We start from the raw sequence: 23,653 nt of genomic DNA, 5'->3' as shown, positions 1-23,653 counted from the left end.
CCGGCCCCGGCCCCGGCCCCGCCGCACCCGCGCCGGCAGCGGCCTATTCCCAGGCTCAGCCGCAGGCACCGGCCGCCCAGGCTCCCGCCGCGCAGGCCGGCGCTCCCGTGCCCGGCGGCCTCGATCCCCGCATGCTGTGGCCGAACATCCTGGAGTCGGTGAAGAACCGCCGCCGATTCACCTGGATCCTGCTCAGCCAGAACGCCCAGGTCAGCGGCTTCGACGGCACCACACTCCAACTGGGCTTCATGAACGCGGGCGCGCGGGACAACTTCTCCAGCAGCGGCAGCGAGGAAGTGCTGAAGCAGGCGCTGGCGGAACAGTTCAGCGTCCAGTGGCGGATCGAGGCGATCGTCGACCCGACGGGCGGCGGCCCGGCGGCCCCGGCGACCGGTGGCTACGGCGGAGGCGGTTCCCCCGGTGGTCACGGAGGCGGAGCTGGAAGCGGAGGTGGCTACGGCGGTGGCGCATCGACGTCGGCCTCCCACCAGCAGGCCGCGCCCCCGGCGTCAGCTCCCACGTCCGCGCCCGCGTCGGCATCGGGCGCCCCCCGTCCCCAGGCCTCCGCCCCGGTACCGCAGCGCTCGGCCCCGGAACCCCCGCACGTCGCCCCCGAGGACGACACCGCCGAGGACGACGACCTCGACCTCGACGAGTCCGCCCTCTCCGGCCACGAACTGATCGTGCGTGAGCTGGGGGCGACGGTGGTGGAGGAGGTCTCGAACAACGAGTAGGCGAGGGGAGCGCATCCAGCCCGTCCGGGGGTCCTCCTCTGGAGGAGCTTGAGGACAAGCCCCCGGCGAGGCCCCCACCAGCACCGGCAGGCGCTCCCCACCCCGACCACTAAGCTGACCCCCGTGAAGGTCCTCCTCATCGGTAACGGCGCCCGCGAACACGCCCTGTGCCGCTCCCTGTCCCTCGACCCCGACGTCACCGCGCTGTACTGCGCCCCCGGCAACGCCGGCATCGCCGAGGTCGCCGAGCTGCGCCAGGTCGACCCCCTCGACGGCAGAGCCGTAGCGGCGCTGGCCCTGGAGCTGGGCGCCGGCCTGGTCGTCGTAGGGCCGGAGGCGCCGCTCGTCGCCGGGGTCGCCGACGCCGTGCGCGAGGCGGGCATCCCGGTCTTCGGTCCCTCCGGGGAGGCCGCGCAGTTGGAGGGTTCCAAGGCCTTCGCGAAGGACATCATGGCGGGAGCCGGTGTCCCCACGGCCCGGTCGTACGTCTGCACGACGCCTGAGGAGGTCGACGAGGCCCTCGACGCCTTCGGTGCTCCGTACGTCGTGAAGGACGACGGACTCGCGGCCGGCAAGGGCGTGGTGGTCACCGCCGACCTCGAAGAAGCCGCCGCACACGCGAACTCCTGCGACCGTGTCGTCATCGAGGAGTTCCTCGACGGCCCCGAGGTCTCCCTCTTCGCGATCACCGACGGTGTGACGGTCCTCCCGCTCCAGCCCGCCCAGGACTTCAAGCGCGCGCTGGACGACGACGAGGGCCCGAACACGGGCGGCATGGGCGCCTACTCGCCGCTCCCCTGGGCCGACCCGAAGCTGGTCGAGGAGGTCCTCCAGACCGTCCTGCAGCCGACGGTCGACGAACTGCGCCGCCGCGGCACCCCCTTCTCCGGCCTCCTCTACGCGGGCCTCGCGATCACCTCGCGCGGCGTCCGTGTGATCGAGTTCAACGCCCGCTTCGGCGACCCGGAGACCCAGGTGGTCCTGGCCCGTCTGAAGACCCCGCTGGCCGGCATCCTGCTCGCGGCGGCAAACGGCACCCTCGCCGACCTGGAGCCCCTGCGCTGGAGTGACGACGCGGCGGTCACCGTGGTCATCGCCTCGCACAACTACCCCGGCACCCCGCGCACCGGCGACCCGATCACCGGTCTCGCCGACGTGGCCGCCGAGGACGCCCCGCACGCGTACGTCCTGCACGCCGGTACGAAGCGCGACGGCGACGCGGTCGTCAGCGCGGGCGGCCGGGTGCTCTCCGTGACAGCGACCGGCGAGAACCTGAGCCAGGCCCGCGACCGCGCGTACACCGCCCTCGGCCGCATCCACCTGGACGGCGCCCAGCACCGCACGGACATCGCGGCGAAGGCGGCGGCAGGGGAGTAGTACCAACACGCGAGTAGTAGCGACACGCGAGTAGTACCGACACGCGAGTTACCGATGGACGAGTAGTACCGATACACGTCGATGAACCTCTCGGGCCCCGGATCCGTCTAAGGATGCGGGGCCCGAGAGTCTTCGCAGCGCGTCCGAAGGTCTTCCAGGCCGCTCCCAGGCCACTCCTGGACCCCTCCCAAATGCCACTTCGTCGTCGCTGTGTGTCATCCACCTCTCCCCAAAGCCATTCCATCGGGTGACCGATCCCCCAACCGGCTGACGAGGACCGGGCCCCCAACTATGGTGCGGCGCAAGCGTTCCGGCACTTGGCCCACCGGCATTGCGATGTCAGTGGCGGGTGCCACAGTGGGGGAGTGAGCAACGTCAGGGTCAGAGCGGAAAAGGTAGGGGGTGACGTCCGGTCGTGACCGGTATGGGTGTGGAGGCGGGCGCGCAGGTCGCGCGTTCCCGGGCCCTCGCCGTGCTGCGCATCCGCAGCAGGGCCCTGGCCGTCGCCCTGCTGCCCGCGGCCGTCGCCGTCGTGCTGCTGGCCGGCGGCTCCACCGGCCACCTCGTGGGCGGCACCTGGCACCTCGCCCGCTGGATCACGAGCGTCGCCGCACTGGTCGTACTCCTCGCCGCGGCCGTCGTCGCCCTGATCGTCGCCCGCGCCCGCCCGGCCATGAGCCCCACGGTCCCGATCGCCGAGGAATCGGCCCTGGACCTCTACCACCTGGTGCGCGACCTGGCCGATCGCCTCGGCGTCCCCGCCCCCTCCGCGATAGCGCTCACCCCGGACTGCGACAGCTGGCTGGAGGACCGCACCCACCCCGCCAACGCCCCGCCCCCGCCGGAGGGCCGGGACGAGATATCGGGCGTACGAGGTCTGCGCCCCGTCTTCCAGGGACAGCGCCGGCGAGCAGCGGCGACGGCATCGCCCGTCCTGGTGATCGGCTCGCCGTTCCTGTGGTGGATGCGCGTCGCCGAGCTGCGCGCGGTCCTCGCCCCGGTCGTCGCGGGTACGGGACCGTCGGCGAACCCGGACATCGCGGCGGCGCGGCGCTTCGTACGGGGCCTCGACGCGGCCGTGGCCGTGGCCGCGGCGCACCGGCGCGACCCCGTGTCCCGTGCGGCGCTCGTGGGCGTCGGCTGGGTGGCGAGGCTGCTGCTGCGCGGCTGCCGGGTGCACGCGGCCGAGATGGAACGCGGGGTCGCGGCAGCCGCCGCCGAGCGCGCACAGGCTGTGGACTACGGGCTGCGGATCGTCGCGCAGGAGCAGGTCGGCCTGGCGTACGCGGGCTGGGACCGGCTGCTGACCCGGGTCGCGCTCCCCGCCTGGCGGATGGGCCGCTGGCCGGCCCGGCTGGACGCGGGCGTCGTCGCGGCGCTCACGGAACTGTCCCGCCGTGACCGGCTGGCCGAGGGCTTCACCTCCCGGCTCGGTGAACGTCCGGCCTGTGACCTCCTCGAAGAGCCCGGCCTGGTCGACGAGGCGGCCTCACTGCTGGCCGCCCGCCTCTTCCACGGCGGCCCGGCCGAGCCCGGCCCGGACTGGGCGCCGGTGGACTGGCAGGAGTACCCGGAGGAGGTGGTCGACCGAAAGTGGCGCATGGACGCGGCACGCCTCCACCGGGTCCTGGACGCCCTGGACGCACGGGGCGTCCACCGCGCCTCCGCAGCCGCACGCCAGAACCCCGACGCCCCCACCCTGTCCCGCGTGATGAACCACCTGACAACCCCACAGCCCCCCGCAGCGGCAACGACAGAGGCAGAAGAGGCAGAAGAGGCAGCAGAGACGGCGAAGGACGAGTACGCGGCCGAGTACGGGGGTGGAGACGGCGACGACGAGCGGGTGGGAAGCGAGCGCGGTGCGGCTCTCGCCGCCGGGCTGAGTGTGGAGGTCGCCCGCGAGGAGGCGGCGGCGCCTGTGGGTGGACAGCAGACCCCGGCGGGGCTGACCGGCCAGGGCCCGGACACGGCCCTCTGGGACGAGGGCTCGCTGCCGCTGTTCCCGTTGCAGCCGCCGCGCACGAGTCGCGAACTGCTCGCCGATCACGTCACCGCGATGGTGTGCTGTGCGGCGATGGACACGGCGGGGGCGGCGCCCGGCCTGGACTGGCTCGACGGCCCTTCGCTCCTCCTGAACGGCGAGCGGGCGGCCGACCTGGGCCCAAAGGTCCTGACCCTCATAGAAACAGGCGACCCGGCCCCCCTGGACGCGTGGCTCCGCACGACAGGCGTACGCCCGGAGAAGCCCGTACGCCTGGTGTGACGCGGAGGAATCCTCGGGGGCGCGGCCCCCCAGAGTGCCCGTGCCGGAGGCGGAAAACCGGTCGGAACCCTCCCTTCCACTTCTGGTCAATCAGCGACGAATGGTGACGGAGTGCGTGCGTAATGTGATGTGCTGGGACCGATCGCGCACATGGCAATCGCACGGGACATAGGACAGTTTCCGGGGGAGCCAGGGAAGGACGCAGTCATGGGGCCGCAGCCGATCCGCCGCTGGGAGTCCGGAGCACTCGCGCACGCCGTCACGGACCCCTTCGGTCTGGGCCCCGTTCCCTGGCTCCGAGGCAGCGAGACCTACTTCGACGACACCGGCCACGTCGTCCCCTGGTACGTGGACCCGTTGGACCCGGCCGCCACAGCCACGCCGACCGCCACCACACGCACGAGGGACACCAGAATCCCCGCCCCCCGCACCTCCCGCACCGCGCCCAACACCACCGGCGGCCCCCGTGCCGCCGACGACGTGCGCCGTCAGATCAAGGGGTTCGCCTCCACCGGCCCCGCCTCCCCCGGCGAGGCGATCGACTTCCACATCACGGTCGACCCGCCGCAGGAGTTCGCCGTGGACATCTACCGCATCGGCCACTACGGCGGTGACGGCGCCGCGAAGATCACCACCAGCCCCCGCCTCTCCGGCATCGTCCAGCCCCCGCCGCTCACCGCCGACCGCACGGTCTCCTGCCACCACTGGTGGCTCTCCTGGCGGCTGCAGATCCCGTCGTACTGGAACGTCGGGGCGTACGTCGCCGTCCTCACGACCGTCGACGGCTACCGCTCCCACATCCCCTTCACGGTTCGCGACAACCACCCGGCGGACCTGCTGCTCCTCCTGCCGGACATCACCTGGCAGGCGTACAACCTCTACCCGGAGGACGGCCGAACCGGCGCGAGCCTCTACCACGCGTGGGACGAGCGCGGCCGGCTCCTCGGCGAGGCCGACGCCGCGACCACCGTCTCCTTCGACCGCCCGTACGCCGGCGCCGGCCTCCCCCTCCACGTGGGCCACGCCTACGACTTCATCCGCTTCGCCGAGCGCTACGGCTACGACGTCGCCTACGCGGACTCCCGCGATCTGCACGCGGGCCGCGTCGACCCCACCCGCTACCGGGGCCTGGTCTTCCCGGGCCACGACGAGTACTGGTCCACGGCGATGCGCCGCACCACCGAACTCGCCCGCGAGAGCGGTACGTCCCTGGTCTTCCTCTCCGCCAACACCATGTACTGGCAGGTGGAGCTGGCGGCTTCGCCGTCCGGCGTTCCGGACCGTCTCCTCACCTGCCGAAAGCGCCGAGGCCCCGGAAAACCGGCCCTGTGGCGCGAAATCGACCGCCCCGAGCAGCAGTTGATCGGCATCCAGTACGCGGGCCGCGTCCCCGAGCCCACCCCCCTGGTCGTCCGCAACGCCGACCACTGGATCTGGGAGGCGACCGGCGCCCACGACGGTGACGAGATCGACGGCATGGTGGCCGGCGAGGCCGACCGCTACTTCCCGCGCACCCAGCTCCCTGAGCACGACGACCGCATCCTCCTCGCCCACTCCCCGTACGCCGACAGCGAAGGCGCCCTCCGTCACCAGGAGACCTCCCTCTACCGATCGCCCTCGGGCGCCCTGGTCTTCGCGTCCGGAACGTTCGCCTGGTCCCCGTCCCTGGACCGCCCCGGCCATGTGGACGCCCGGGTCCAGCGGGCCACCGCGAACCTCCTGGACCGCATCTGCAAACGGGACTGAGCGGCCTTTCTCGCTGCCCTCCTCCTGCCCCCGGCGAAAACGAGTGCTCCGCATACGGGAGAATCGAGCCACTTGGTCATCACCACGGGGAGGAACCGTGTCCGGATTCGTAGAAAAGCCCGAGCCCCTTCAGGTTCCGGGTCTGGTGCATCTGCACACCGGCAAGGTGCGCGACCTGTACCAGAACGAGGCGGGCGACCTCGTGATGGTCGCCAGCGACCGCATCTCCGCCTTCGACTGGGTGCTGCGGACGGAGATCCCCGACAAGGGCCGCGTCCTGACCCAGCTCTCGCTCTGGTGGTTCGACCAGCTCGCCGACCTGGCCCCCAACCACGTCCTGAGCACCGAACTCCCGCCGGGCGCCCCCGCCGACTGGGCGGGCCGCACCCTGATCTGCAAGTCCCTGCGCATGATGCCGGTGGAGTGCGTGGCCCGCGGCTACCTCACCGGCTCCGGCCTCACCGAGTACAACGACTCCCGTACGGTCTGCGGCCTGGCCCTCCCCGAGGGGCTCACCGACGGCTCCGAGCTCCCCGCGCCGATCTTCACCCCGGCCACGAAGGCCGCGGTCGGCGCCCACGACGAGAACGTGTCGTACGAGGAGGTCGCCCGCCAGGTCGGCGCCGAGTCCGCCGCCCAGCTCCGCCAGGCGACCCTGGCCGTCTACTCCCGGGCCCGGGACATCGCCCGTGACCGGGGCATCATCCTCGCGGACACGAAGTTCGAGTTCGGCTACGAGAGCACGGCAGCCGGCGAGACCCTGATCCTCGCCGACGAGGTCCTCACCCCGGACTCGTCCCGCTTCTGGCCGGCCGACCAGTGGGAGCCGGGCCACGCGCAGCCCTCGTTCGACAAGCAGTTCGTACGGGACTGGCTCACGTCGTCGGAGTCCGGCTGGGTCCGTGCCAGCGAGCAGCCCCCGCCGCCGCTCCCGCAGCACGTCACGGACGCGACCCGCGCGAAGTACATCGAGGCGTACGAGCGTCTGACGGGCCTGAGCTGGACATAGCCGGCCCGGCGCACCACACGAAAAAGACCCCGGTCCAGTGGACCGGGGTCTTGATCTGGAGCGGACGACCAGGTTCGAACTGGCGACCTCAACCTTGGCAAGGTTGCGCTCTACCAACTGAGCTACGTCCGCATCGCGTCCCAGAACGTGTCGTACATGCAGTGCATGTCATACGTGCCGTGGCGCGAGAGCAACTATACCCAACCCCGAAGCCGCGCGAGCCGTACAGCCGCATGCCGGTTCTCCGCCCCGAGTTTCGAGACGGCCGACGACAGATAGTTCCGTACGGTCCCCTGTGACAGCGCGGCCCGTTGGGCGATCTCCGCGACCGGCGCGCCGTCGGCGGCGAGTTCGAGCACCTCGGCCTCGCGCGCGGTCAGCGGCGAGTCTCCGGCGGAGATCGCGTCGGCGGCCAACTCGGGGTCGACGTAACGGTTTCCGGCGTGCACGGTACGGATGATCTCGGCGAGCCGCTGGGCGCTGACCGTCTTGGGGACGAATCCGCGCACACCTGCCTCAAGTGCCCGCTTCAGATGTCCGGGCCGGCCGTGGCTGGTCACGATCAGCACCCGGCACTCCGGCAGTTCGGCCCGCAGTGATGTGGCGACCTTCACACCGTCCGCGCCCGGCATCTCAAGGTCGAGCACCGCGACGTCGGGCCGGTGCGCCAGGGCCATGGCCAGCGCCTCGGGCCCGGTGGCGGCCTCGGCGACGACCGCGAGATCGTCCTCCAGACCGAGCAGCGCGGCCAGCGCACCCCGGATGAGGTGCTCGTCATCGGCGAGCAGCAGCCGTACCGCGCTCATGAGGTCACCTCATCCACAACGAACCCCGAGATTGCCCCCACACCGGGACCCGCGCTTGCCCCTGACTCCGACCTCGACCTCGACCCCGAACTCGGGCCTGACCCCGACCCCGCGCCGGCACCCGAACTCGGACCTGACCCCGAACCCGGACTTGCCCCCGCACCGGGACCCGCGCCTGCCTCCGACCTTGACCCGGGACCCGGACCTGCCCCCGAACCCGGACCCGGGCCCGCACTGGGACTCGAACCCGAACGCGCGCCTACCCCCGCACCGGGACCCGGACCTACCTCCGACCCCGAACCGCGACCCGGACCTGCCCCCGAATCCGAACGCGCGCCTACCCCCGCACCGGGACCCGGACCTACCTCCGACCCCGAACCGCGACCCGGACCTGCCCCCGAATCCGAACGCGCGCTTACCCCCGCACCGGGACCCGGACCTACCTCCGCCCCCGAACCGAACCCCGCGCCTGACACCAACCCGGACCCGGACCCCGACCTGGACCTCGCCCCGAACCCCACCCCTCCCCCCGCAGGCAGCGGCACCGTCGCGACCACCCGGAACCGCTCCTCACGCTCACCCACGACCCCGGCCTCCAGCCGCCCGTCGACGGCCGACAACCGTTCCCGCAGCCCGGCGAGCCCGGACCCCGCCCCCGTGCCCTCGCCGGCCTCCTGCCGTACCCCGTCGTTCTCCACGGTCAGCACCACCAGCCCGTCACCGACCCGGACCCTCACCCCGCACCAACCGGCATCCCCGTGCCGCAGCACGTTGGTCGTCGCCTCCCGGACCACCCACCCGAGCGCCGACTGCACCTCACCCGGCAGTCCGACCGCTTCACCGGTCACCTCGCAAGTGATCCCCGCAGCGGTCAACACCCCTTGCGCGCCCAGGAGTTCCGTACCGAGGTCGGCCTCGCGGTACCCCCGTACGACATCCCGTACCTCCCGCTGCGACTCCCGCGCGATGCGCTGCACCTCGATCATCTGGTCGACGGCCTCGGGCCGTTCGCGCCGGGCGAGTTGCACGGCCAGTTCGCTCTTGAGGGCGATCACCGCCAGGTTCCGTCCCATCACGTCGTGCAGATCGCGCCCGAACCGCAGCCGTTCCTCGGCGACGGCGAGCCGGGCCCGGGTCTCGCGGGCCCCATCGAGTTCGTACACGGCTTTGAGCAGCCAGACGGAGAAGGCGAACGTGAGCGTGACGAACCCGGCGCCGAGCAGTACGGCCAGCCCCGTGCCGAGGGCCGCGGCCACCGGGAGGCCCAGCGGGATGGCCACGGCAACCGAGCCCGCGGCCATCCCGGCCACCAGCCACAGCATCCGCAGTCTGCTGCGCAGGCCGAGCGTGAGGGTGCCGACGCCGAAGGCGACCACCCCGCCGAACAGGCTGCCGGCGGCGGTCTCCGTGTCCTCGCCGCCCGGCCCGTGAGTGGCCAGGACGAGAGCCGCGACCCCGATCGTCGCAGTCACCGCACCGAGTACGGCCAGCAGCCGCAGCGGCTGTTCCCGGCTCCCCCGGATCCAGTCCAGTGCCCGGGACGCGGTCACCCCGCAGAGCACGGCGTGCGCGCACACCAGCAGGAACAGCCAGGGCGCGAGCCCTGCCCCCACCAGCCCGAAAACGGGCAGTCCGATCGCGGTGACCTCGACGAAGGGGAACAGATGAAACGACCAGCGCGTGTACGTCTCCACCTTCGCCGGCGTGCTCTTGCGCCCCCACCAGCTCCCGGGCCTGCGCATTTTCCTGATCCCCTGTCCACTACGTCCGCTGCCGCCCATTACCGCCGCGGTTCCCAGCGGAACCACCGTCGTACAGCAAACACCGACAGGACGGTCCAGGCCAGGCCGGTCAGTACGGCGCCCAGGGCCTCGTACGCCGACAGGTCACCGGTCCAGGCGCCGCGTACGAGGGTGATCGCGGGCGTCAGCGGGAGGAACTCGCAGAACGAGGCGAGCCGGTCGGGCAGCATCTCCAGAGGGACGGTGATCCCGGAGCCGATGAACGAGAGGAGCATCAGCGGCAGCGAGGTGACCTGCGCGCTCTCGGTGGTCCGGCTGAAGCTGGCGGTGAGAGCGGCCAGCGCCACAGCCGTCAGCAGGCCCAACAGCAGCCCGATCACGGCGAGTTGGGGAGCCGGCGGCGCGTCGAGATCGAGCAGGACGGTACAGCCGACGGCCAGCAGCAGGCACTGTACGAGGCCTGTCGCGACCGCCGGGAGCGCCGACCCGGTGAGTATCTCCACGTCGCGCAGCTCACCGGTGCGCAGCCGCTTGAGGACGAGTTCCTCGCGCCGGGCGACGAAGACACCCACGAGGGCCGCGTACACGGCGAAGAGCAGCGAGAAACCGACGGAGGCGGGCAGGATGAGCGTGCCGATATTGAGCCCGACGTCTGTCAGGTCCGTATCGGACATGGCGGACCGCACACTGAACGGCAGCACCAGCGGCACGAACAGGGCGGCGACGAGCGTGCCCTTGTTGCGCAGGAACAACGTCGCCTCGGCCCGGGCCAGGGCCCGCATCCGCTCGGCGGGAGTCGTACGACCGGTACCGATACCGGTACGGGCAACCCCACTCGTACCACTCATGCGACACGCTCCCCGGCGACAGCGGAACCAGCGGAACTCTCCACGCCTGCCGACGCCTCCCGCGCGATCCGCAGAAACGCCTCCTCCAGCGAGGCCGACCGCACGTCCAGCCCCCGCAGCGTGACCCCGGCCTCCTCGGCCCACACCAGCAACCGCGTTGCCGCACGCTGGAGTTCATGGGTCCGCAGCCGTATGACGCGTCCCTCCTCCTCGTACCCGCTCACGCCGAGCGGGCCGAGCGGGCCGAGCGGCGGCAGGTCGCCCACGAAGTACCCGGCGGGCAGCTCGAAGGAGATCCGGGCCGGCTGCGAGGCGGTCACCTCGGCGGGCGTACCGGCGGCGGCGATGCGCCCCTCGTGGAGGATGGCGAGCCGGTCGGCGAGATCCTCGGCCTCCTCCAGGTAGTGCGTGGTGAGCAGCACGGTCGTACCGCCGGCGCGCAGCTCCCGTACCAACTCCCAGGTGGCCCGGCGCCCTTCGGCGTCGAGACCGGTCGTCGGTTCGTCGAGGAACAGCACCTCCGGGTTGCCGAGGAGCGCGAGCGCGAGGTCGAGGCGCCGCCGCTCACCCCCGGACAGCTGCTTCACGCGTACGTCGGTCCGCCGCTCCAGTCCGACGAGCGCGAGCGCCTCCCCCTCGGGCCGCGCCCCGCTCGTGCACCCGGCCCACATCCGCGCGGTCTCGCCGACGGTCAGCTCGGACGGGAAGCCGCCCTCCTGGAGCATCACGCCGGTGCGCGGCCGTACGAGGGCCCGCTCGGTGTACGGATCATGGCCCAGCACCCGGACCCGCCCCCCGGCCGGCGGCGCCAGCCCCTCCAGCAGCTCGACGGTCGACGTCTTGCCCGCGCCGTTCGTGCCCAGCAGGGCGAAGACCTCCCCGCGGCCCACGGAGAAGGACACCCCGCGCACCGCCTCGAACCCGCCCCCGTACACACGCCGCAGGTCAGTGACCTCAATCACGTGTTCGTGTTCGTTGGTTTCCATACCTTCAGCATCCCGGCGGGGAGGTGGGGAAGGCAGTGCGAGGTGTCATCACCCCACATGACAAATGTCAGACGCCCGTAGCAGCCGAACCCGTGATGCCTGTGAAAGGCCAACACGAAGAAGACCCCGGTCCAATGGACCGGGGTCTTGATCTGGAGCGGACGACCAGGTTCGAACTGGCGACCTCAACCTTGGCAAGGTTGCGCTCTACCAACTGAGCTACGTCCGCATTGCCTCCAGTCGGCTTTCACCGACTGGCGCGAGCACCAGCCTACCTGATCCACAAGAGTGGTCAGACCGGCGCTGCAGAGCGGGTGACAGGAATTGCACACTGCGCCTTCCCCCTGGAAGGGGGATGTTCTGCTACTGAACTACACCCGCAAGCCTCCGTGAGCCGGGCCTTTCGGCCTCGCCCCTCGGCGTGCTCCGAACTCTAGCTGATCAGCAGGGGGGCAACGCAAGTCGGTTGCGCCGAGGGGCTCCTGGAGGACCGCAGGGGTGCTGCGGAGGTACTGCTCAGCCGCTGCTGGGCGACTACTGGGCAGCGGTGAAGGCCTCGTACACCTTCTTGGGGATGCGCCCGCGGCTCGGTACGTCGAACTTGTTGGCGAGGGCCCAGGCCCGGACCGCCGAGGGGTCGGGGGCGACCTCCGTCTGCTTGTACGCCTTGCCGGAGCGCGACCGCTTGCGGCCGGCCTCCACGTACGGCTCCAGGGCCTTACGCAGTTTCTTGGCATTGGTTAGATTCAGGTCGATCTCGTACGACTTGCCGTCGAGTCCGAAGGCGATGGTTTCCGCCGCTTCCGAGCCGTCGATGTCGTCTGAGAGTGTGACCACGACACGCTGAGCCACGAATATCGGTCCCTTCGTGCGACACCTCAGCTGCGACGTGCGAAGACGTCGGGAGGTGTCGGGAGATCTCGGTTGTCCGACTGTTATTGGGCAAAGTATCGGCTAATGCCTTTTCCTTTGTACAGTGCCCGGCATTGCAATGGGAAGACCGACTAAATCTGTCCGCGTGTCTCCCCCGCAATAGACATCCTGGATGCGAACCCGGATCTTTCCCAGAATTTTTCGGTATGGCACCGCTCCGATACCGGATCGTGATGCCGCCCTCCTGTGTTTCCGTAGATTCCTACGAATCTACCCGCGTAGAAATTTTGTACGGGTAGTCTGAAGCGACCTGCTCAGCACCACACACCGGGAGTGCCAGTGGCACGCGTCGTAGTCGACGTCATGCTCAAGCCGGAGATCCTCGACCCCCAGGGCCAGGCGGTGCAGCGTGCACTGCCGCGTCTCGGTTTCGAGGGCGTCTCCGACGTACGTCAGGGAAAGCGATTCGAACTGGAAGTTGACGGACCGGTGGACGACGCCGCGCTCGCCCGCATCCATGATCTTGCGGAATCCTTCCTCGCCAACACCGTGATCGAGGACTTCACCGTGAAGGTGGAGGAGATGGTGGGGGAAGAGAAGTGACTGCTCGTATTGGAGTCGTCACCTTTCCGGGTTCCCTGGACGACCGGGACACCCAGCGCGCGATCCGCCTCGCGGGTGCCGAGCCGGTAGCTCTCTGGCACAAGGACAAGGATCTGGGGCAGGTCGACGCGGTTGTTCTGCCCGGCGGATTCTCGTACGGCGACTATCTGCGCGCGGGTGCCATCTCGCGTTTCTCGCCGGTGATGGAGTCGGTCATCGAACAGGCGAAGTCGGGCATGCCGGTCCTCGGCATCTGCAACGGCTTCCAGATTCTCACCGAGGCGCACCTCCTGCCGGGCGCGATGCTCGGCAACAACCACCTCCACTTCATCTGCCGCGACCAGAAGCTGCGGGTGGAGAACGCGGACACGGCCTGGACCGTCGACTACGAGGCCGGCCAGGAGATCCACATCCCGCTGAAGAACATGGACGGCCGGTACGTCGCCGACGAGCACACGCTCGACGAGCTGGAGGCGGAGGGCCGGGTCGTGTTCCGGTACCGAGACTTCAACCCGAACGGCTCGCTCCGCGACATCGCGGGCATCAGCAACGCCGCCGGGAACGTCGTGGGCCTCATGCCGCACCCCGAGCACGCGGTGGAGCCGCTGATCGGCAGCGGTCGTACCGACGGCCTCCCCTTCTTCACCTCGATCCTCAAGAAGCTGGTCAACGTATGAGCCGGACGCCTCTGGACACGGTCGAGCACGCGGCCGAGACCCCCGACGTCGAGCTGCCCTGGGCCGAACTCGGCATGAAGAAAGACGAGTACGAGAAGGTCGTCGAGATCCTCGGCCGCCGTCCGACCGGCGCCGAGCTGGCCATGTACTCGGTCATGTGGTCCGAGCACTGCTCCTACAAGTCCTCCAAAGTCCACCTCCGCCAGTTCGGCGAGAAGGCCCCGCACTCCGACGCCCTGCTCGTGGGTATCGGCGAGAACGCGGGCGTGGTCGACGTCGGCCAGGGCTACGCGGTCACCTTCAAGGTCGAGTCGCACAACCACCCGTCCTACGTGGAGCCCTACCAGGGCGCGGCCACGGGCGTCGGCGGCATCGTGCGCGACATCATCGCGATGGGCGCCAGGCCGGTAGCGGTCGTGGACCCCCTGCGCTTCGGCGCTGCGGACCACCCCGACACCAAGCGCGTCCTCCCGGGCGTCGTCGCGGGCATCGGCGGCTACGGCAACTGTCTGGGCCTGCCGAACATCGGTGGCGAGGTCGTCTTCGACGCCTGCTACCAGGGGAACCCGCTGGTCAACGCCGGTGCGATCGGTGTCATGCGGCACGAGGACATCCACCTGGCGAAGGCGTCGGGCCCGGGCAACAAGGTCATCCTGTACGGGGCTCGTACGGGCGGCGACGGCATCGGCGGCGCGTCGATCCTCGCCTCTGAGACCTTCGACGACGCGAAGCCCTCCAAGCGCCCTGCCGTGCAGGTCGGTGACCCCTTCCAGGAGAAGCTGCTCATCGAGTGCACCCTGGAAGCCTTCAAGGAGAAGCTGGTCGTCGGCATCCAGGACCTGGGCGCGGCGGGCCTGTCGTGCGCCACGAGCGAGCTGGCGTCGAACGGCTCCGGCGGCATGCGCGTCACCCTGGACGACGTACCCCTCCGCGACTCGACGCTCTCGCCCGAGGAAATCCTCATGAGCGAGTCGCAGGAGCGCATGTGCGCGGTGGTCGAGCCGGAGAAGGTCGACCGGTTCCTGGCCATCTGCGACAAGTGGGATGTCATCGCCACGGTGATCGGTGAGGTCACCGACGGCGACCGCCTCGAGATCTTCTGGCACGGCGGCAAGATCGTCGACGTCGACCCGCGTACGGTCGCGCACGACGGCCCGGTCTACGAGCGCCCCTACGCCCGCCCGGACTGGCAGGACGCCCTCCAGGCGGACGACGCCAACAAGCTTGCCCGGCCCGGGACTTCGGAGGAGCTGAAGGCGCAGGTCGTGGCGCTGGTCTCCTCCCCCAACCAGGCTTCCAAGTCCTGGATCACCTCCCAGTACGACCACTTCGTGCAGGGCAACACGGTGTTGGCGCAGCCCGAGGACTCCGGGATGATCCGCATCGACGAGACGACCGGCCTCGGTGTCGCCATCGCGACGGACGGCAACGGCCGTTTCGCCAAGCTCGACCCGTACGCGGGCGCGCAGTTGGCGCTGTCGGAGGCGTATCGAAACGTGGCGACGACGGGCGCGAAGCCCTTGGCCGTCTCCGACTGCCTGAACTTCGGTTCGCCCGAAGACCCGGCGGTGATGTGGCAGTTCGCGGAGGCGGTACGTGGACTCGCCGACGCCTGCCAGCAGTTGGGCACCCCGGTGACCGGCGGCAACGTCTCCCTCTACAACCAGACCGGCGACGTCGCCATCCACCCGACGCCGGTAGTGGCGGTCCTGGGCGTAATCGACGACGTGGCACGACGCACGCCGGTCGCGTTCCAGGAGGAGGGTCAGCTGCTGTACCTCCTCGGGGACACGCGTGAGGAGTTCAGCGGCTCGGCGTGGTCACAGGTCGTGCACGACCACCTGGGTGGCCTGCCGCCCAAGGTCGACCTGGAGCGGGAGCGTCTCCTGGCCGAGATCCTGATCTCCGCCTCCCGCGACGGCATGATCGACTCCGCGCACGACCTGTCGGACGGCGGCCTGATCCAGGCGGTCGTCGAGTCGGCGCTGCAGGGCGGGAAGGGCGCGCGTCTGGTCGTACCGGACGGGATCGACGCCTTCACCCTCCTGTTCTCGGAGTCGGCGGGCCGTGCGGTGGTCGCGGTTCCGCGCTCGGAGGAGCTGCGCTTCAACGACATGTGCGGGGCGCGCGGGCTGCCGGTGACGCGGATCGGCGTCGTCGACGGCGACTCCATCGAGCTCCAGGGCGAGTTCACCCTGACGCTCGCGGAACTGCGCGAAGCGCACGAGGCGACGATTCCGGCGCTGTTGGCGTAGTCGTCCAGTCCGTCCAGTCGCCTTCGGCTGTACGAGGTCGAGGTTGAGGTCCCATCCGGGCTCGGGCGGGACCTCTTCTGCTCACCGCACGTAGTTCTTGAGGATCTCCGTGTCGAGCTCGATGCCGATCGGGTCGGGGAGGAGCACCTTCTCGCCGAACTTCGCCGTGCGGATGTCGCGGTAGCCCCCGACCTTGCGGTCCGGGGAGCTGTGCACCGTGATGGTGCAGGAGTCTCGGTCGATCAGGAGGTACAGGGGGATGCCGGACTGGCCGTAAGCGGCCGGCTTCTCGTGCCTGTCCCGGCGGTCGGTGTCCGAGTCGTACGAGGTGACCTCGACGACCAGGAGTGCCCCGTCCGGGTCGGCCCAGTCGCCGTGCCCGGCGAAGTGGGCTTCGGGTGCGAGTACGGCGTCCGGTCGTGCCCTGCCCTCGCGGTACGTCTCCACCTGGAGCCCCGTCCCCTGGTACAGGTCCAGGTCGGGCCTGGACCGCATACAGCGCCGGGCCAGCCAGGCGATGATGGTGCTGCGGTCCCCGTCGGGCGTTCTCTTGACGCCGATGCGTCCACCGATGAACTCCAACGTCACGGTCTCGGGGGCGCCGGAGGCGATCGTTTCGAACTCGTTCACCAACATCTCGGGCGTGCGCTCGGCCATGGCAGTCACGTTCCCATGGCCTTCTGGTCCGTGCAGTCCAAGCACGCGTACGAGGTCCGGCCCGGCCCCGTCCCCTGGTCGACCGTGGGGAGTGCGACCAGCGGGGTGCTGGTGGGCTGTTGGCAGATGGCGCACAGGCGGGTCCGGTGCAGGCACTCCGAGCACATGCGGCCGGTGTTCTCGAGGGTGCCGTAGCGCAGGAACGGGGCGCGGCCGACCTTGCAGATGTCGCAGCGGGGGTCCACCTCGACGCCGGTCACGGGCTCGGCTCCGTGTCGGCCACGAGTGACTGACGCTCGGTGCAGTCGGCGAGCCGCACCCAGAGGAAGTCACCCTCGGCGTCGACCTTCGGGTACCCCGAGCCGACCTGCACGACGACGCCCTCGAAACGCTCGGGCGCCTCGCGCTTGCGGGAGTCGGGCGGGACGTAGGTGGTGCCGCGAACTCGGTCGCCCACGAGGAAGGGACCGGTGACTGGAGGAGTGGTCATGGGGACAACGGTTCCTTCGCTCCAGCTCTGAGGCAATCGAACGTAGAAATTCCACGAGAATTGGCAAGTGCCGGAAACCTGGCATGTGGCTGCGCAAGGTGAGCATGGGCTGCCACACTCGGTGCACGCCCCGTGACTTATTGGGCACAGGGCGTCAAGTGGCAGGCATGGACGTACTGTTGGCGGGCATGACCGCAGAGGGAGCGGGCACGGTGGCAACGAAGACAGGGCCGACGATCCGGCGGATGCAACTCGGTCAGGAGCTGCGGAGGCTGCGGCAGAACGCACTTCGGGATGACGGTGACGGCACTGGCATGACGTTGGCGCAGGCGGTGAGGGGACTCGGCTTCACGGAGTCGAAGCTATACCGCGTCGAGAATGGGCTGACCGGCCTGCCCAAGGTCCAGGACCTCAAGGAACTCCTCGACCGGTACGGGGTCACGGACCCGGACGACGTGGAGTTCCTGTTGGAGATCCACAAGAACTCGCTGCACCGGGGCTGGTGGTCGCCGTACAGGAGCCTGATGCCTTCGGGGTTCGGCATGAGCGTGGGGCTGGAGGGCGACGCCAAGATCCTCCGGGTCTACCAACCGGACAGGATGTTCGGGCTCTTCCAGACCGAGGCGTATGCGCGGGCACAGTTCGAAATCGCCAAGCCGATCGACGAGCGGACAACCGAGTTTGTCGAACGGAACGTTGAGATCCGCATGCGGCGCAAGGAAGCCATTCTGCGCAGCGAGCGGCCCGTCGAGGTACACGCGATCCTCGAAGAGGCGGCAGTGCGGCGTGTCTACGGTGGCTCGGAGACCATGCGGGAGCAATACGTACACCTTGCGGAACTTGCCGCACTGGATCATGTGACCGTGCAGATCCTGCCGATGTCCCAGCCGGTCTACCGGGCTGCGGACAACTTCATCCTCATGGAGTTCGATCCGCCGCTGCCGCGCGTGGTCAGCATCGACACCCTGGACACGGTGAGTCTGACGGACAAGGACACGGAACTCTGGCGCTACGCCCGCAGGTTCGAGGCCATGGCAGCTGGGGCGTCCGCGCCAAGGGAGACTCCAGGGTTTCTGGAACAACTAGCACGAGAGATGGAACAGAGATGAGCGCCCGCCGAGATGTCTGTGAACTTGACCTGGAATCGGCCTGGTTCAAGTCCTCCTACAGCAGTGACGCGGGTGGGAGTTGCGTCGAGATAGCCACCCTCACCTCGGCCCACGTAGCCCTCCGTGACTCCAAGTTCCCGGAGGGTCCCGCCCTCCTCCTCCCCCCAGAAGCCTTCGTGGCGTTGCTGGACCACGTACGGAGCTGACTCGCCCCCATGCCCCCAGCCAAAAAGCCGAACGCCCGCACCCGTACCCGCACCTACGACCCCGCCAAGACCCGCACCGCGGTCCTCACCCAATACGCCAACATCCGCACCGCCGTCCGAACCCTCACCTCCGACCAACTCGCCCTCCCCACCCGCCTGGGCGGCTGGACCGTTCGTGATCTGGTCGCCCACGTCACGATGGCCCTCGGCAGCATCAGCCTCGCCCTCGACCGGGACGAGCCGGCGAAAGCCGAGATCGGCGTCCTCGACTACACCTCTGTCACCGCACTCTTCGCCGATGCCATCGCGGAGAGCAGCCGCGACCTCGCCGAGCGCACCCCCGACCTCAACGCCCTCCTCGCCCGCACCGAGGAACGCCTCACCGAACGCCTCACAGGCGTCGCGGACACCCGTGTCCTCGCGGTGCGGGTGGGCGCCGTCACCCTCACCGACTACCTGGTGACCCGCACCGTCGAACTGGTCGTCCACACCGACGACCTGAACGCCGCCGTCCCGGGCCTGGACATCCCGTACGACAGGCAGGCGCTGGCCACCTGCACCCGACTCCTCGCCGACACCCTCGCCGCCAAGGCCCCCGGCGGTTCGACGGAGGTCCGTATCCCGCCGTACGCCGTGGTGCAGTGCGTCGAGGGCCCGAGGCACACCCGTGGCACCCCGCCCAACGTCGTCGAGACCGACCCGCTGACCTGGATCCGCCTGGCCACCGGCCGGGTCCAGTGGGCCGACGCCCTCGGCAACGCACAGGTCAGCGCGAGCGGCGAACGCGCAGACCTCGGCGGGCTCCTGCCCCTCATGGCCTGACGGCAGCCTCCGTACGACGACAGCACGGCGAAGGCGCAGCGAAGGCACAAGTGATGGCCGGACGGGAACCGCCCACCCGCCCCTTCCGTCTCACCGGCATGAAAAAGCAGCAACTGACGAGCGTCAGCCTCAGCATCCTGACCCTGGCCCTGCTCCCCCTCGCCGTGGCGTGCGGCAGCGAGAAGGGCGGTGGCGGCAGCCAGACCGTCGGGACAGGGACGGCGTCCGGAACATCGGAGGTCACCGGCGTCCACTGGAGCATCGACGACCTCACCGTTGACGGTAAGAAGAGCGCGGCCCCCGCCGGCGCCTTCCTGAAGATTGACAAGGATGGCGAGGTCAGCGGCAACTATGGTTGCAACGGCTTCGGAGCCACCGCTACGGTCGACGGCGACGACATCGACCTCGGTCAGGCGCGCTCGACCGACATGGGGTGCCAGAGTGATCGGATGACCTTCGAGAGCAACCTCTCCAAGGCACTCACCGACGGCACCCTCACCGCCAAGGCCGACGCCGCCGTCGGTACCAAGGGCGACAGCGCGCGAAAGCTCACCCTCACCACCGAAACCGGCGAGATCATTCACCTCACCGAAGAGAAGGCAGCCTCCCTCTACGGCACCAAGTGGACGATCACGACACTCGGTGCCACCGACAGCGGCAGCGGTAGCGACAGTGACAACAGCGCAGACAGTGGCTCCGACAGTGCTGCCGTCACGCCTCTCCCCTCCGGCGCCGACGCCTACCTCGTCTTCGACCAGAAGAAGGGGACCGTCAGCGGCAAGGCCGGTTGCAACAACGTTTCCGCTGAGGCGACAGTCAGCAACGGCGATATCACTTTCGGCAGCCCGGCGACCACCCGAAGGATGTGCGACGGCTCACTCATGGAGGTCGAGAAGAAGCTGCTGAAGATCTTCGACGGCAAGACGGCGTACAGGATCGATCACCGCTCCCTGTCCCTGACCAGCGCAAACGGGACGACCGTCAGCGCGAACGTCGCCGATTGAGCCTTTACCGCAGTCCACCGCCCCACGGTGCCCGCACGTCACAGTCGCGTTCCCTAATTCGGACCAGTGGTCGATCTCGCCTACACTCGGTGCCGTGCCACGTGGTGACGGTCGACTCAGTCATGATCTGCTCCCCGGCGAGAAAGGCCCTCAGGACGCTTGCGGCGTCTTCGGGGTCTGGGCCCCCGGCGAAGAGGTCGCCAAGCTCACTTACTTCGGGCTCTACGCCCTACAGCATCGAGGCCAGGAATCCGCGGGTATCGCGGTCAGCAACGGCTCCAAGATCCTCGTCTTCAAGGACATGGGCCTTGTCTCCCAGGTCTTCGACGAGACCTCGCTCGGCGCGCTCAAGGGTCATATCGCGGTCGGTCACGCCCGCTACTCGACCACTGGCGCCTCCACCTGGGAGAACGCCCAGCCGACCTTCCGCGCGACCGGCCACGGCTCGATCGCCCTCGGCCACAACGGCAACCTCGTCAACACGGCGCAGCTCGCCGAGATGGTCGCCGACCTGCCCAAGCAGCACGACGGGCGCACTCCGCGCGTCGCGGCGACCAACGACACCGATCTGCTGACGGCCCTCCTGGCCGCCCAGACCGACGACGACGGCAACCCGCTGACCATCGAGGACGCCTCCGCGCGGATCCTTCCGCTGGTCCAGGGCGCCTTCTCCCTCGTCTTCATGGACGAGCACACGCTGTACGCCGCCCGTGACCCGCAGGGCATCCGCCCCCTGGTCCTGGGCCGGCTGGAGCGCGGCTGGGTCGTCGCCTCCGAGTCCGCCGCCCTCGACATCTGCGGCGCCGCCTATGTGCGCGAGATCGAGCCGGGCGAGTTCGTCGCCATCGACGAGAACGGTCTGCGTACGTCACGATTCGCGGAAGCGAAGCCCAAGGGCTGCATCTTCGAGTACGTGTACCTGGCCCGCCCGGACACCGACATCGCCGGCCGGAACGTGTACCTCTCGCGCGTCGAGATGGGTCGGAAACTCGCCAAAGAAGCGCCCGTCGAGGCCGACCTGGTGATAGCGACTCCGGAATCCGGCACCCCGGCCGCCATCGGCTACGCCGAGGCTTCCGGAATCCCGTTCGGGGCCGGACTCGTCAAGAACGCCTATGTCGGACGTACGTTCATCCAGCCCTCCCAGACGATCCGGCAGCTCGGTATCCGGCTGAAGCTGAACCCGCTGAAGGAAGTCATCAAGGGCAAGCGGCTGGTCGTCGTCGACGACTCGATCGTGCGCGGCAACACCCAGCGGGCGCTCGTGCGCATGCTGCGGGAGGCCGGCGCGGCGGAGGTCCACATCCGGATCTCCTCGCCTCCCGTCAAGTGGCCCTGCTTCTTCGGCATAGATTTCGCCACCCGCGCGGAGCTCATCGCCAACGGCATGACCATCGACGAGATCGGCACCTCGCTCGGCGCCGACTCCCTCTCGTACATCTCCCTCGACGGCATGATCGAGGCGACCACCATCGCCAAGCCGAACCTGTGCCGGGCCTGCTTCGACGGTGAGTACCCGATGGACCTCCCGGACCCCGAACTGCTCGGCAAGCAGCTCCTGGAGACCGAGCTGGCCGCAGGGCCCGCCGCCACGGCCGCGGCCGACGCGATCCGTCGCCCGTAAGCAGCCGTAAAACCTGCTCCACGAGCAGTACGACACGAAAGTTCTCACCCTCATGTCTGAGACCACTGGCGCTTCCGGCGCTTCCTACGCGGCCGCCGGCGTCGACATCGAAGCGGGCGACCGCGCCGTCGAGCTGATGAAGGAGTGGGTGAAGAAGACGCAGCGCCCCGAGGTCCTCGGCGGCCTCGGCGGGTTCGCCGGCCTCTTCGACGCCTCCGCCCTCAAGCGCTTCGAGCGCCCGCTGCTCGCCTCCGCGACCGACGGCGTCGGCACGAAGGTCGACATCGCCCGGCAGCTCGGCGTGTACGACACCATCGGCCACGACCTGGTCGCCATGGTCATGGACGACATCGTGGTGTGCGGCGCCGAACCGCTGTTCATGACCGACTACATCTGCGTCGGCAAGGTCCACCCCGAGCGTGTCGCCGCGATCGTCAAGGGCATCGCCGAGGGCTGCGTGCTGGCCGGATGCGCTCTGGTCGGCGGCGAGACGGCCGAACACCCGGGTCTGCTCGGTCCGGACGACTTCGATGTCGCCGGCGCCGGTACGGGCGTCGTGGAGGCCGACCGGCTGCTCGGCGCGGATCGTATCCGTACGGGTGACGCGGTGATCGCCATGGCGTCCTCCGGGCTTCACTCGAACGGGTACTCGCTCGTGCGGCATGTGCTCCTGAAGCAGGGCGGACTGGCCCTGGACAAGCACATCGAGGAGTTCGGGCGCACCCTCGGCGAGGAACTCCTCGTCCCCACCAAGATCTACTCGCTGGACTGCCTGGCCCTCACCCGCACCACCGACGTGCACGCCTACTCGCACGTCACCGGTGGCGGGCTGGCCGCCAACCTGGCCCGGGTGATTCCGGACAGCCTGCACGCGATCGTCGACCGCTCCACCTGGACCCCGGACCCGGTCTTCGACCTCGTCGGGAAGACGGGTTCCGTCGAACGCCTGGAGCTGGAGAAGACGCTGAACATGGGCGTCGGCATGATCGCGATCGTCCCGGAGGACTCGGCGGACGTGGCCCTCGCCACCCTGGCGGACCGAGGCGTAGACGCCTGGGTGGCCGGCGAGATCACCGACCGCGCCAACCACGCGACAGGCGCGGAGCTGGTAGGCGACTACACCCGAGCCTGACGGCAAGGCGGCGGGCGCAGCCGCCGCCGAGGGGCGCGGGGAACGGCGCGACCAGCCACAACGCACCCGCACCCGCCAAACAACACCAGCCCCCGAGCTACTAGGCGCCCCCGCCCAACCCAAGTGGAACGGCAACGCACGAAACCCGGTCCGGCGTTTGACCGCCCGACCGGGTGAGGTGCAGCTGATGCCCTACAGGAAACGTGCAACCTGTTCAGCGCGCCGCAGCAGACGTAAGACGTCAAGCCCCACGGCGTTGTTGCGACGACGCGGAACCTGAGGACTGATCGTCCTCGTCCTCATCGTCGTCGTTGTACCGATCCGCGTACTGGGCGTACGGGTCGTCTTCTTCCTCGTCGTCGTCCTCGAACGGCTCGCCATTCGGCGGCTGGCTCGAAGTCGAAGCGCCCAGCTCATTGGCCAGACGCGAGAGGTCAGTCCCGCCGCTGCTGTACTTCAGCTGGCGGGCGACCTTCGTCTGCTTGGCCTTTGCCCGGCCGCGCCCCATGGCTCGACCCCCTCGGATACGGGGCTCGGTGGCCCCAGAGTCTTGACACCCGTTCATGTTCTGGAACGGGCTCTCCGTGGAGAGACCGGTCCGTAGGGCCTCCACGGTACCTGAGCCCGCGCCCATACGGTACGTCGCCCGCAGGACGTGCCCGTGCCCAGAACCCGCGAGGTGCCCTGTCC

Annotated in this window: 21 protein-coding genes, 3 tRNA genes and 2 pseudogenes; 14 read left to right on the top strand and 12 right to left on the bottom strand. The window is 69.6% G+C overall.

The window, feature by feature from the left end:
- The 5 genes and pseudogenes from G3I56_RS34710 to G3I56_RS34690 all read left to right on the top strand — a co-directional run.
- Nucleotides 1-734 (top strand): annotated as a pseudogene (locus G3I56_RS34710) (DNA polymerase III subunit gamma and tau); the annotation flags it as partial.
- 123 nt (nt 735-857) lie between these two features.
- Nucleotides 858-2,111 carry a phosphoribosylamine--glycine ligase gene (gene purD / locus G3I56_RS34705; protein WP_164416056.1) on the top strand — a complete coding sequence of 418 codons (1,254 nt, stop codon included), beginning with the start codon at nt 858-860 and terminating at the stop codon, nt 2,109-2,111.
- Nucleotides 2,112-2,535: 424 nt separating this feature from the next.
- Entirely contained in the window at nt 2,536-4,374 is a 1,839-nt protein-coding gene (locus G3I56_RS34700) for a hypothetical protein (protein ID WP_203691371.1), read from the top strand.
- A gap of 207 nt (nt 4,375-4,581) precedes the next feature.
- Nucleotides 4,582-6,120, top strand: a complete 1,539-nt coding sequence (locus G3I56_RS34695) for a N,N-dimethylformamidase beta subunit family domain-containing protein (protein ID WP_164416052.1) — start codon at nt 4,582-4,584, stop codon at nt 6,118-6,120.
- Between the two features lie 97 nt (nt 6,121-6,217).
- On the top strand, nt 6,218-7,129 hold the full coding sequence (locus G3I56_RS34690) for a phosphoribosylaminoimidazolesuccinocarboxamide synthase (protein WP_164416050.1): 912 nt from the start codon (nt 6,218-6,220) through the stop codon (nt 7,127-7,129).
- A gap of 56 nt (nt 7,130-7,185) precedes the next feature.
- Here the strand turns inward: G3I56_RS34690 and G3I56_RS34685 are convergent.
- The 8 genes and pseudogenes from G3I56_RS34685 to G3I56_RS34650 form a co-directional block, all read right to left on the bottom strand.
- Nucleotides 7,186-7,261, bottom strand: a tRNA-Gly gene (locus G3I56_RS34685).
- Nucleotides 7,262-7,323: 62 nt separating this feature from the next.
- Nucleotides 7,324-7,935, bottom strand: coding sequence for a response regulator transcription factor (locus G3I56_RS34680; RefSeq protein WP_164416048.1), 612 nt, complete (start codon nt 7,933-7,935; stop codon nt 7,324-7,326).
- A 530-nt stretch (nt 7,936-8,465) separates the two neighbouring features.
- Nucleotides 8,466-9,677: pseudogene (locus G3I56_RS34675) on the bottom strand (histidine kinase); the annotation flags it as partial.
- 38 nt (nt 9,678-9,715) lie between these two features.
- Nucleotides 9,716-10,525 carry an ABC transporter permease gene (locus G3I56_RS34670; RefSeq protein WP_203691329.1) on the bottom strand — a complete coding sequence of 270 codons (810 nt, stop codon included), beginning with the start codon at nt 10,523-10,525 and terminating at the stop codon, nt 9,716-9,718.
- Nucleotides 10,522-11,511, bottom strand: a complete 990-nt coding sequence (locus G3I56_RS34665; protein WP_164416046.1) for an ABC transporter ATP-binding protein — start codon at nt 11,509-11,511, stop codon at nt 10,522-10,524. The genes G3I56_RS34670 and G3I56_RS34665 overlap by 4 nt, the downstream gene beginning before the upstream one ends.
- A gap of 153 nt (nt 11,512-11,664) precedes the next feature.
- Nucleotides 11,665-11,740, bottom strand: a tRNA-Gly gene (locus tag G3I56_RS34660).
- Between the two features lie 80 nt (nt 11,741-11,820).
- Nucleotides 11,821-11,892: transfer RNA gene (locus G3I56_RS34655), tRNA-Gly, on the bottom strand.
- Nucleotides 11,893-12,045: 153 nt separating this feature from the next.
- Nucleotides 12,046-12,363 (bottom strand): Lsr2 family protein, encoded by a 318-nt coding sequence (locus G3I56_RS34650; protein WP_164320414.1) that lies wholly within the window; start codon nt 12,361-12,363, stop codon nt 12,046-12,048.
- A 360-nt stretch (nt 12,364-12,723) separates the two neighbouring features.
- On the opposite strand from G3I56_RS34650, the gene purS reads away from it, so the two are divergent.
- From purS to purL, 3 genes are read left to right on the top strand one after another with little or no spacing between them, the layout of a single operon-like run.
- Nucleotides 12,724-12,987: a phosphoribosylformylglycinamidine synthase subunit PurS gene (gene purS / locus G3I56_RS34645; protein WP_006377276.1), complete on the top strand. Its 264-nt coding sequence runs from the start codon at nt 12,724-12,726 to the stop codon at nt 12,985-12,987.
- Entirely contained in the window at nt 12,984-13,664 is a 681-nt protein-coding gene (gene purQ, locus G3I56_RS34640) for a phosphoribosylformylglycinamidine synthase subunit PurQ (protein WP_164416044.1), read from the top strand. Before purS ends, purQ begins: the two co-directional genes overlap by 4 nt.
- Nucleotides 13,661-15,919 (top strand): phosphoribosylformylglycinamidine synthase subunit PurL, encoded by a 2,259-nt coding sequence (gene purL, locus G3I56_RS34635; RefSeq protein ID WP_164416042.1) that lies wholly within the window; start codon nt 13,661-13,663, stop codon nt 15,917-15,919. The genes purQ and purL overlap by 4 nt, the downstream gene beginning before the upstream one ends.
- 81 nt (nt 15,920-16,000) lie before the next feature.
- On the opposite strand, the gene G3I56_RS34630 is transcribed toward purL, so the two are convergent.
- From G3I56_RS34630 to G3I56_RS34620, 3 genes are read right to left on the bottom strand one after another with little or no spacing between them, the layout of a single operon-like run.
- Nucleotides 16,001-16,585, bottom strand: a complete 585-nt coding sequence (locus G3I56_RS34630) for a Uma2 family endonuclease (RefSeq protein WP_164416040.1) — start codon at nt 16,583-16,585, stop codon at nt 16,001-16,003.
- Nucleotides 16,582-16,836, bottom strand: coding sequence for a hypothetical protein (locus G3I56_RS34625; RefSeq protein WP_164416038.1), 255 nt, complete (start codon nt 16,834-16,836; stop codon nt 16,582-16,584). Before G3I56_RS34625 ends, G3I56_RS34630 begins: the two co-directional genes overlap by 4 nt.
- On the bottom strand, nt 16,833-17,066 hold the full coding sequence (locus G3I56_RS34620; protein WP_164416036.1) for a hypothetical protein: 234 nt from the start codon (nt 17,064-17,066) through the stop codon (nt 16,833-16,835). Before G3I56_RS34620 ends, G3I56_RS34625 begins: the two co-directional genes overlap by 4 nt.
- 167 nt (nt 17,067-17,233) lie before the next feature.
- Here G3I56_RS34620 and G3I56_RS34615 point away from each other — a divergent pair, with 167 nt between their 5' ends.
- The 6 genes from G3I56_RS34615 (at nt 17,234) to purM (ending at nt 22,963) form a co-directional block, all read left to right on the top strand.
- Entirely contained in the window at nt 17,234-18,175 is a 942-nt protein-coding gene (locus tag G3I56_RS34615; protein WP_239135290.1) for a helix-turn-helix transcriptional regulator, read from the top strand.
- The gene (locus tag G3I56_RS34610; RefSeq protein ID WP_164416034.1) at nt 18,172-18,381 is read left to right on the top strand and encodes a DUF397 domain-containing protein; all 210 of its coding nucleotides are present in this window, start codon (nt 18,172-18,174) and stop codon (nt 18,379-18,381) included. Before G3I56_RS34615 ends, G3I56_RS34610 begins: the two co-directional genes overlap by 4 nt.
- Before the next feature lie 9 nt (nt 18,382-18,390).
- Nucleotides 18,391-19,203 carry a maleylpyruvate isomerase family mycothiol-dependent enzyme gene (locus tag G3I56_RS34605; protein WP_164416032.1) on the top strand — a complete coding sequence of 271 codons (813 nt, stop codon included), beginning with the start codon at nt 18,391-18,393 and terminating at the stop codon, nt 19,201-19,203.
- Nucleotides 19,204-19,256: 53 nt separating this feature from the next.
- On the top strand, nt 19,257-20,207 hold the full coding sequence (locus G3I56_RS34600; RefSeq protein WP_239135282.1) for an META domain-containing protein: 951 nt from the start codon (nt 19,257-19,259) through the stop codon (nt 20,205-20,207).
- A gap of 94 nt (nt 20,208-20,301) precedes the next feature.
- Nucleotides 20,302-21,831, top strand: a complete 1,530-nt coding sequence (purF, locus tag G3I56_RS34595) for an amidophosphoribosyltransferase (protein ID WP_164416030.1) — start codon at nt 20,302-20,304, stop codon at nt 21,829-21,831.
- A gap of 52 nt (nt 21,832-21,883) precedes the next feature.
- A complete protein-coding gene (purM, locus tag G3I56_RS34590; protein WP_164416028.1) occupies nt 21,884-22,963 on the top strand; it encodes a phosphoribosylformylglycinamidine cyclo-ligase in 1,080 nt (359 codons plus the stop codon).
- Between the two features lie 241 nt (nt 22,964-23,204).
- Here purM and G3I56_RS34585 read toward each other — a convergent pair whose 3' ends face one another.
- Nucleotides 23,205-23,471 carry a DUF3073 domain-containing protein gene (locus G3I56_RS34585; RefSeq protein WP_164320396.1) on the bottom strand — a complete coding sequence of 89 codons (267 nt, stop codon included), beginning with the start codon at nt 23,469-23,471 and terminating at the stop codon, nt 23,205-23,207.
- Between the last annotated feature and the right edge of the window lie 182 nt (nt 23,472-23,653).

Origin of the sequence: Streptomyces sp. SID12488 (genome assembly GCF_010548275.1) — a bacterium.
GTDB lineage: Bacteria > Actinomycetota > Actinomycetes > Streptomycetales > Streptomycetaceae > Streptomyces.
This window is presented reverse-complemented; position numbering and strand designations above follow the sequence as displayed.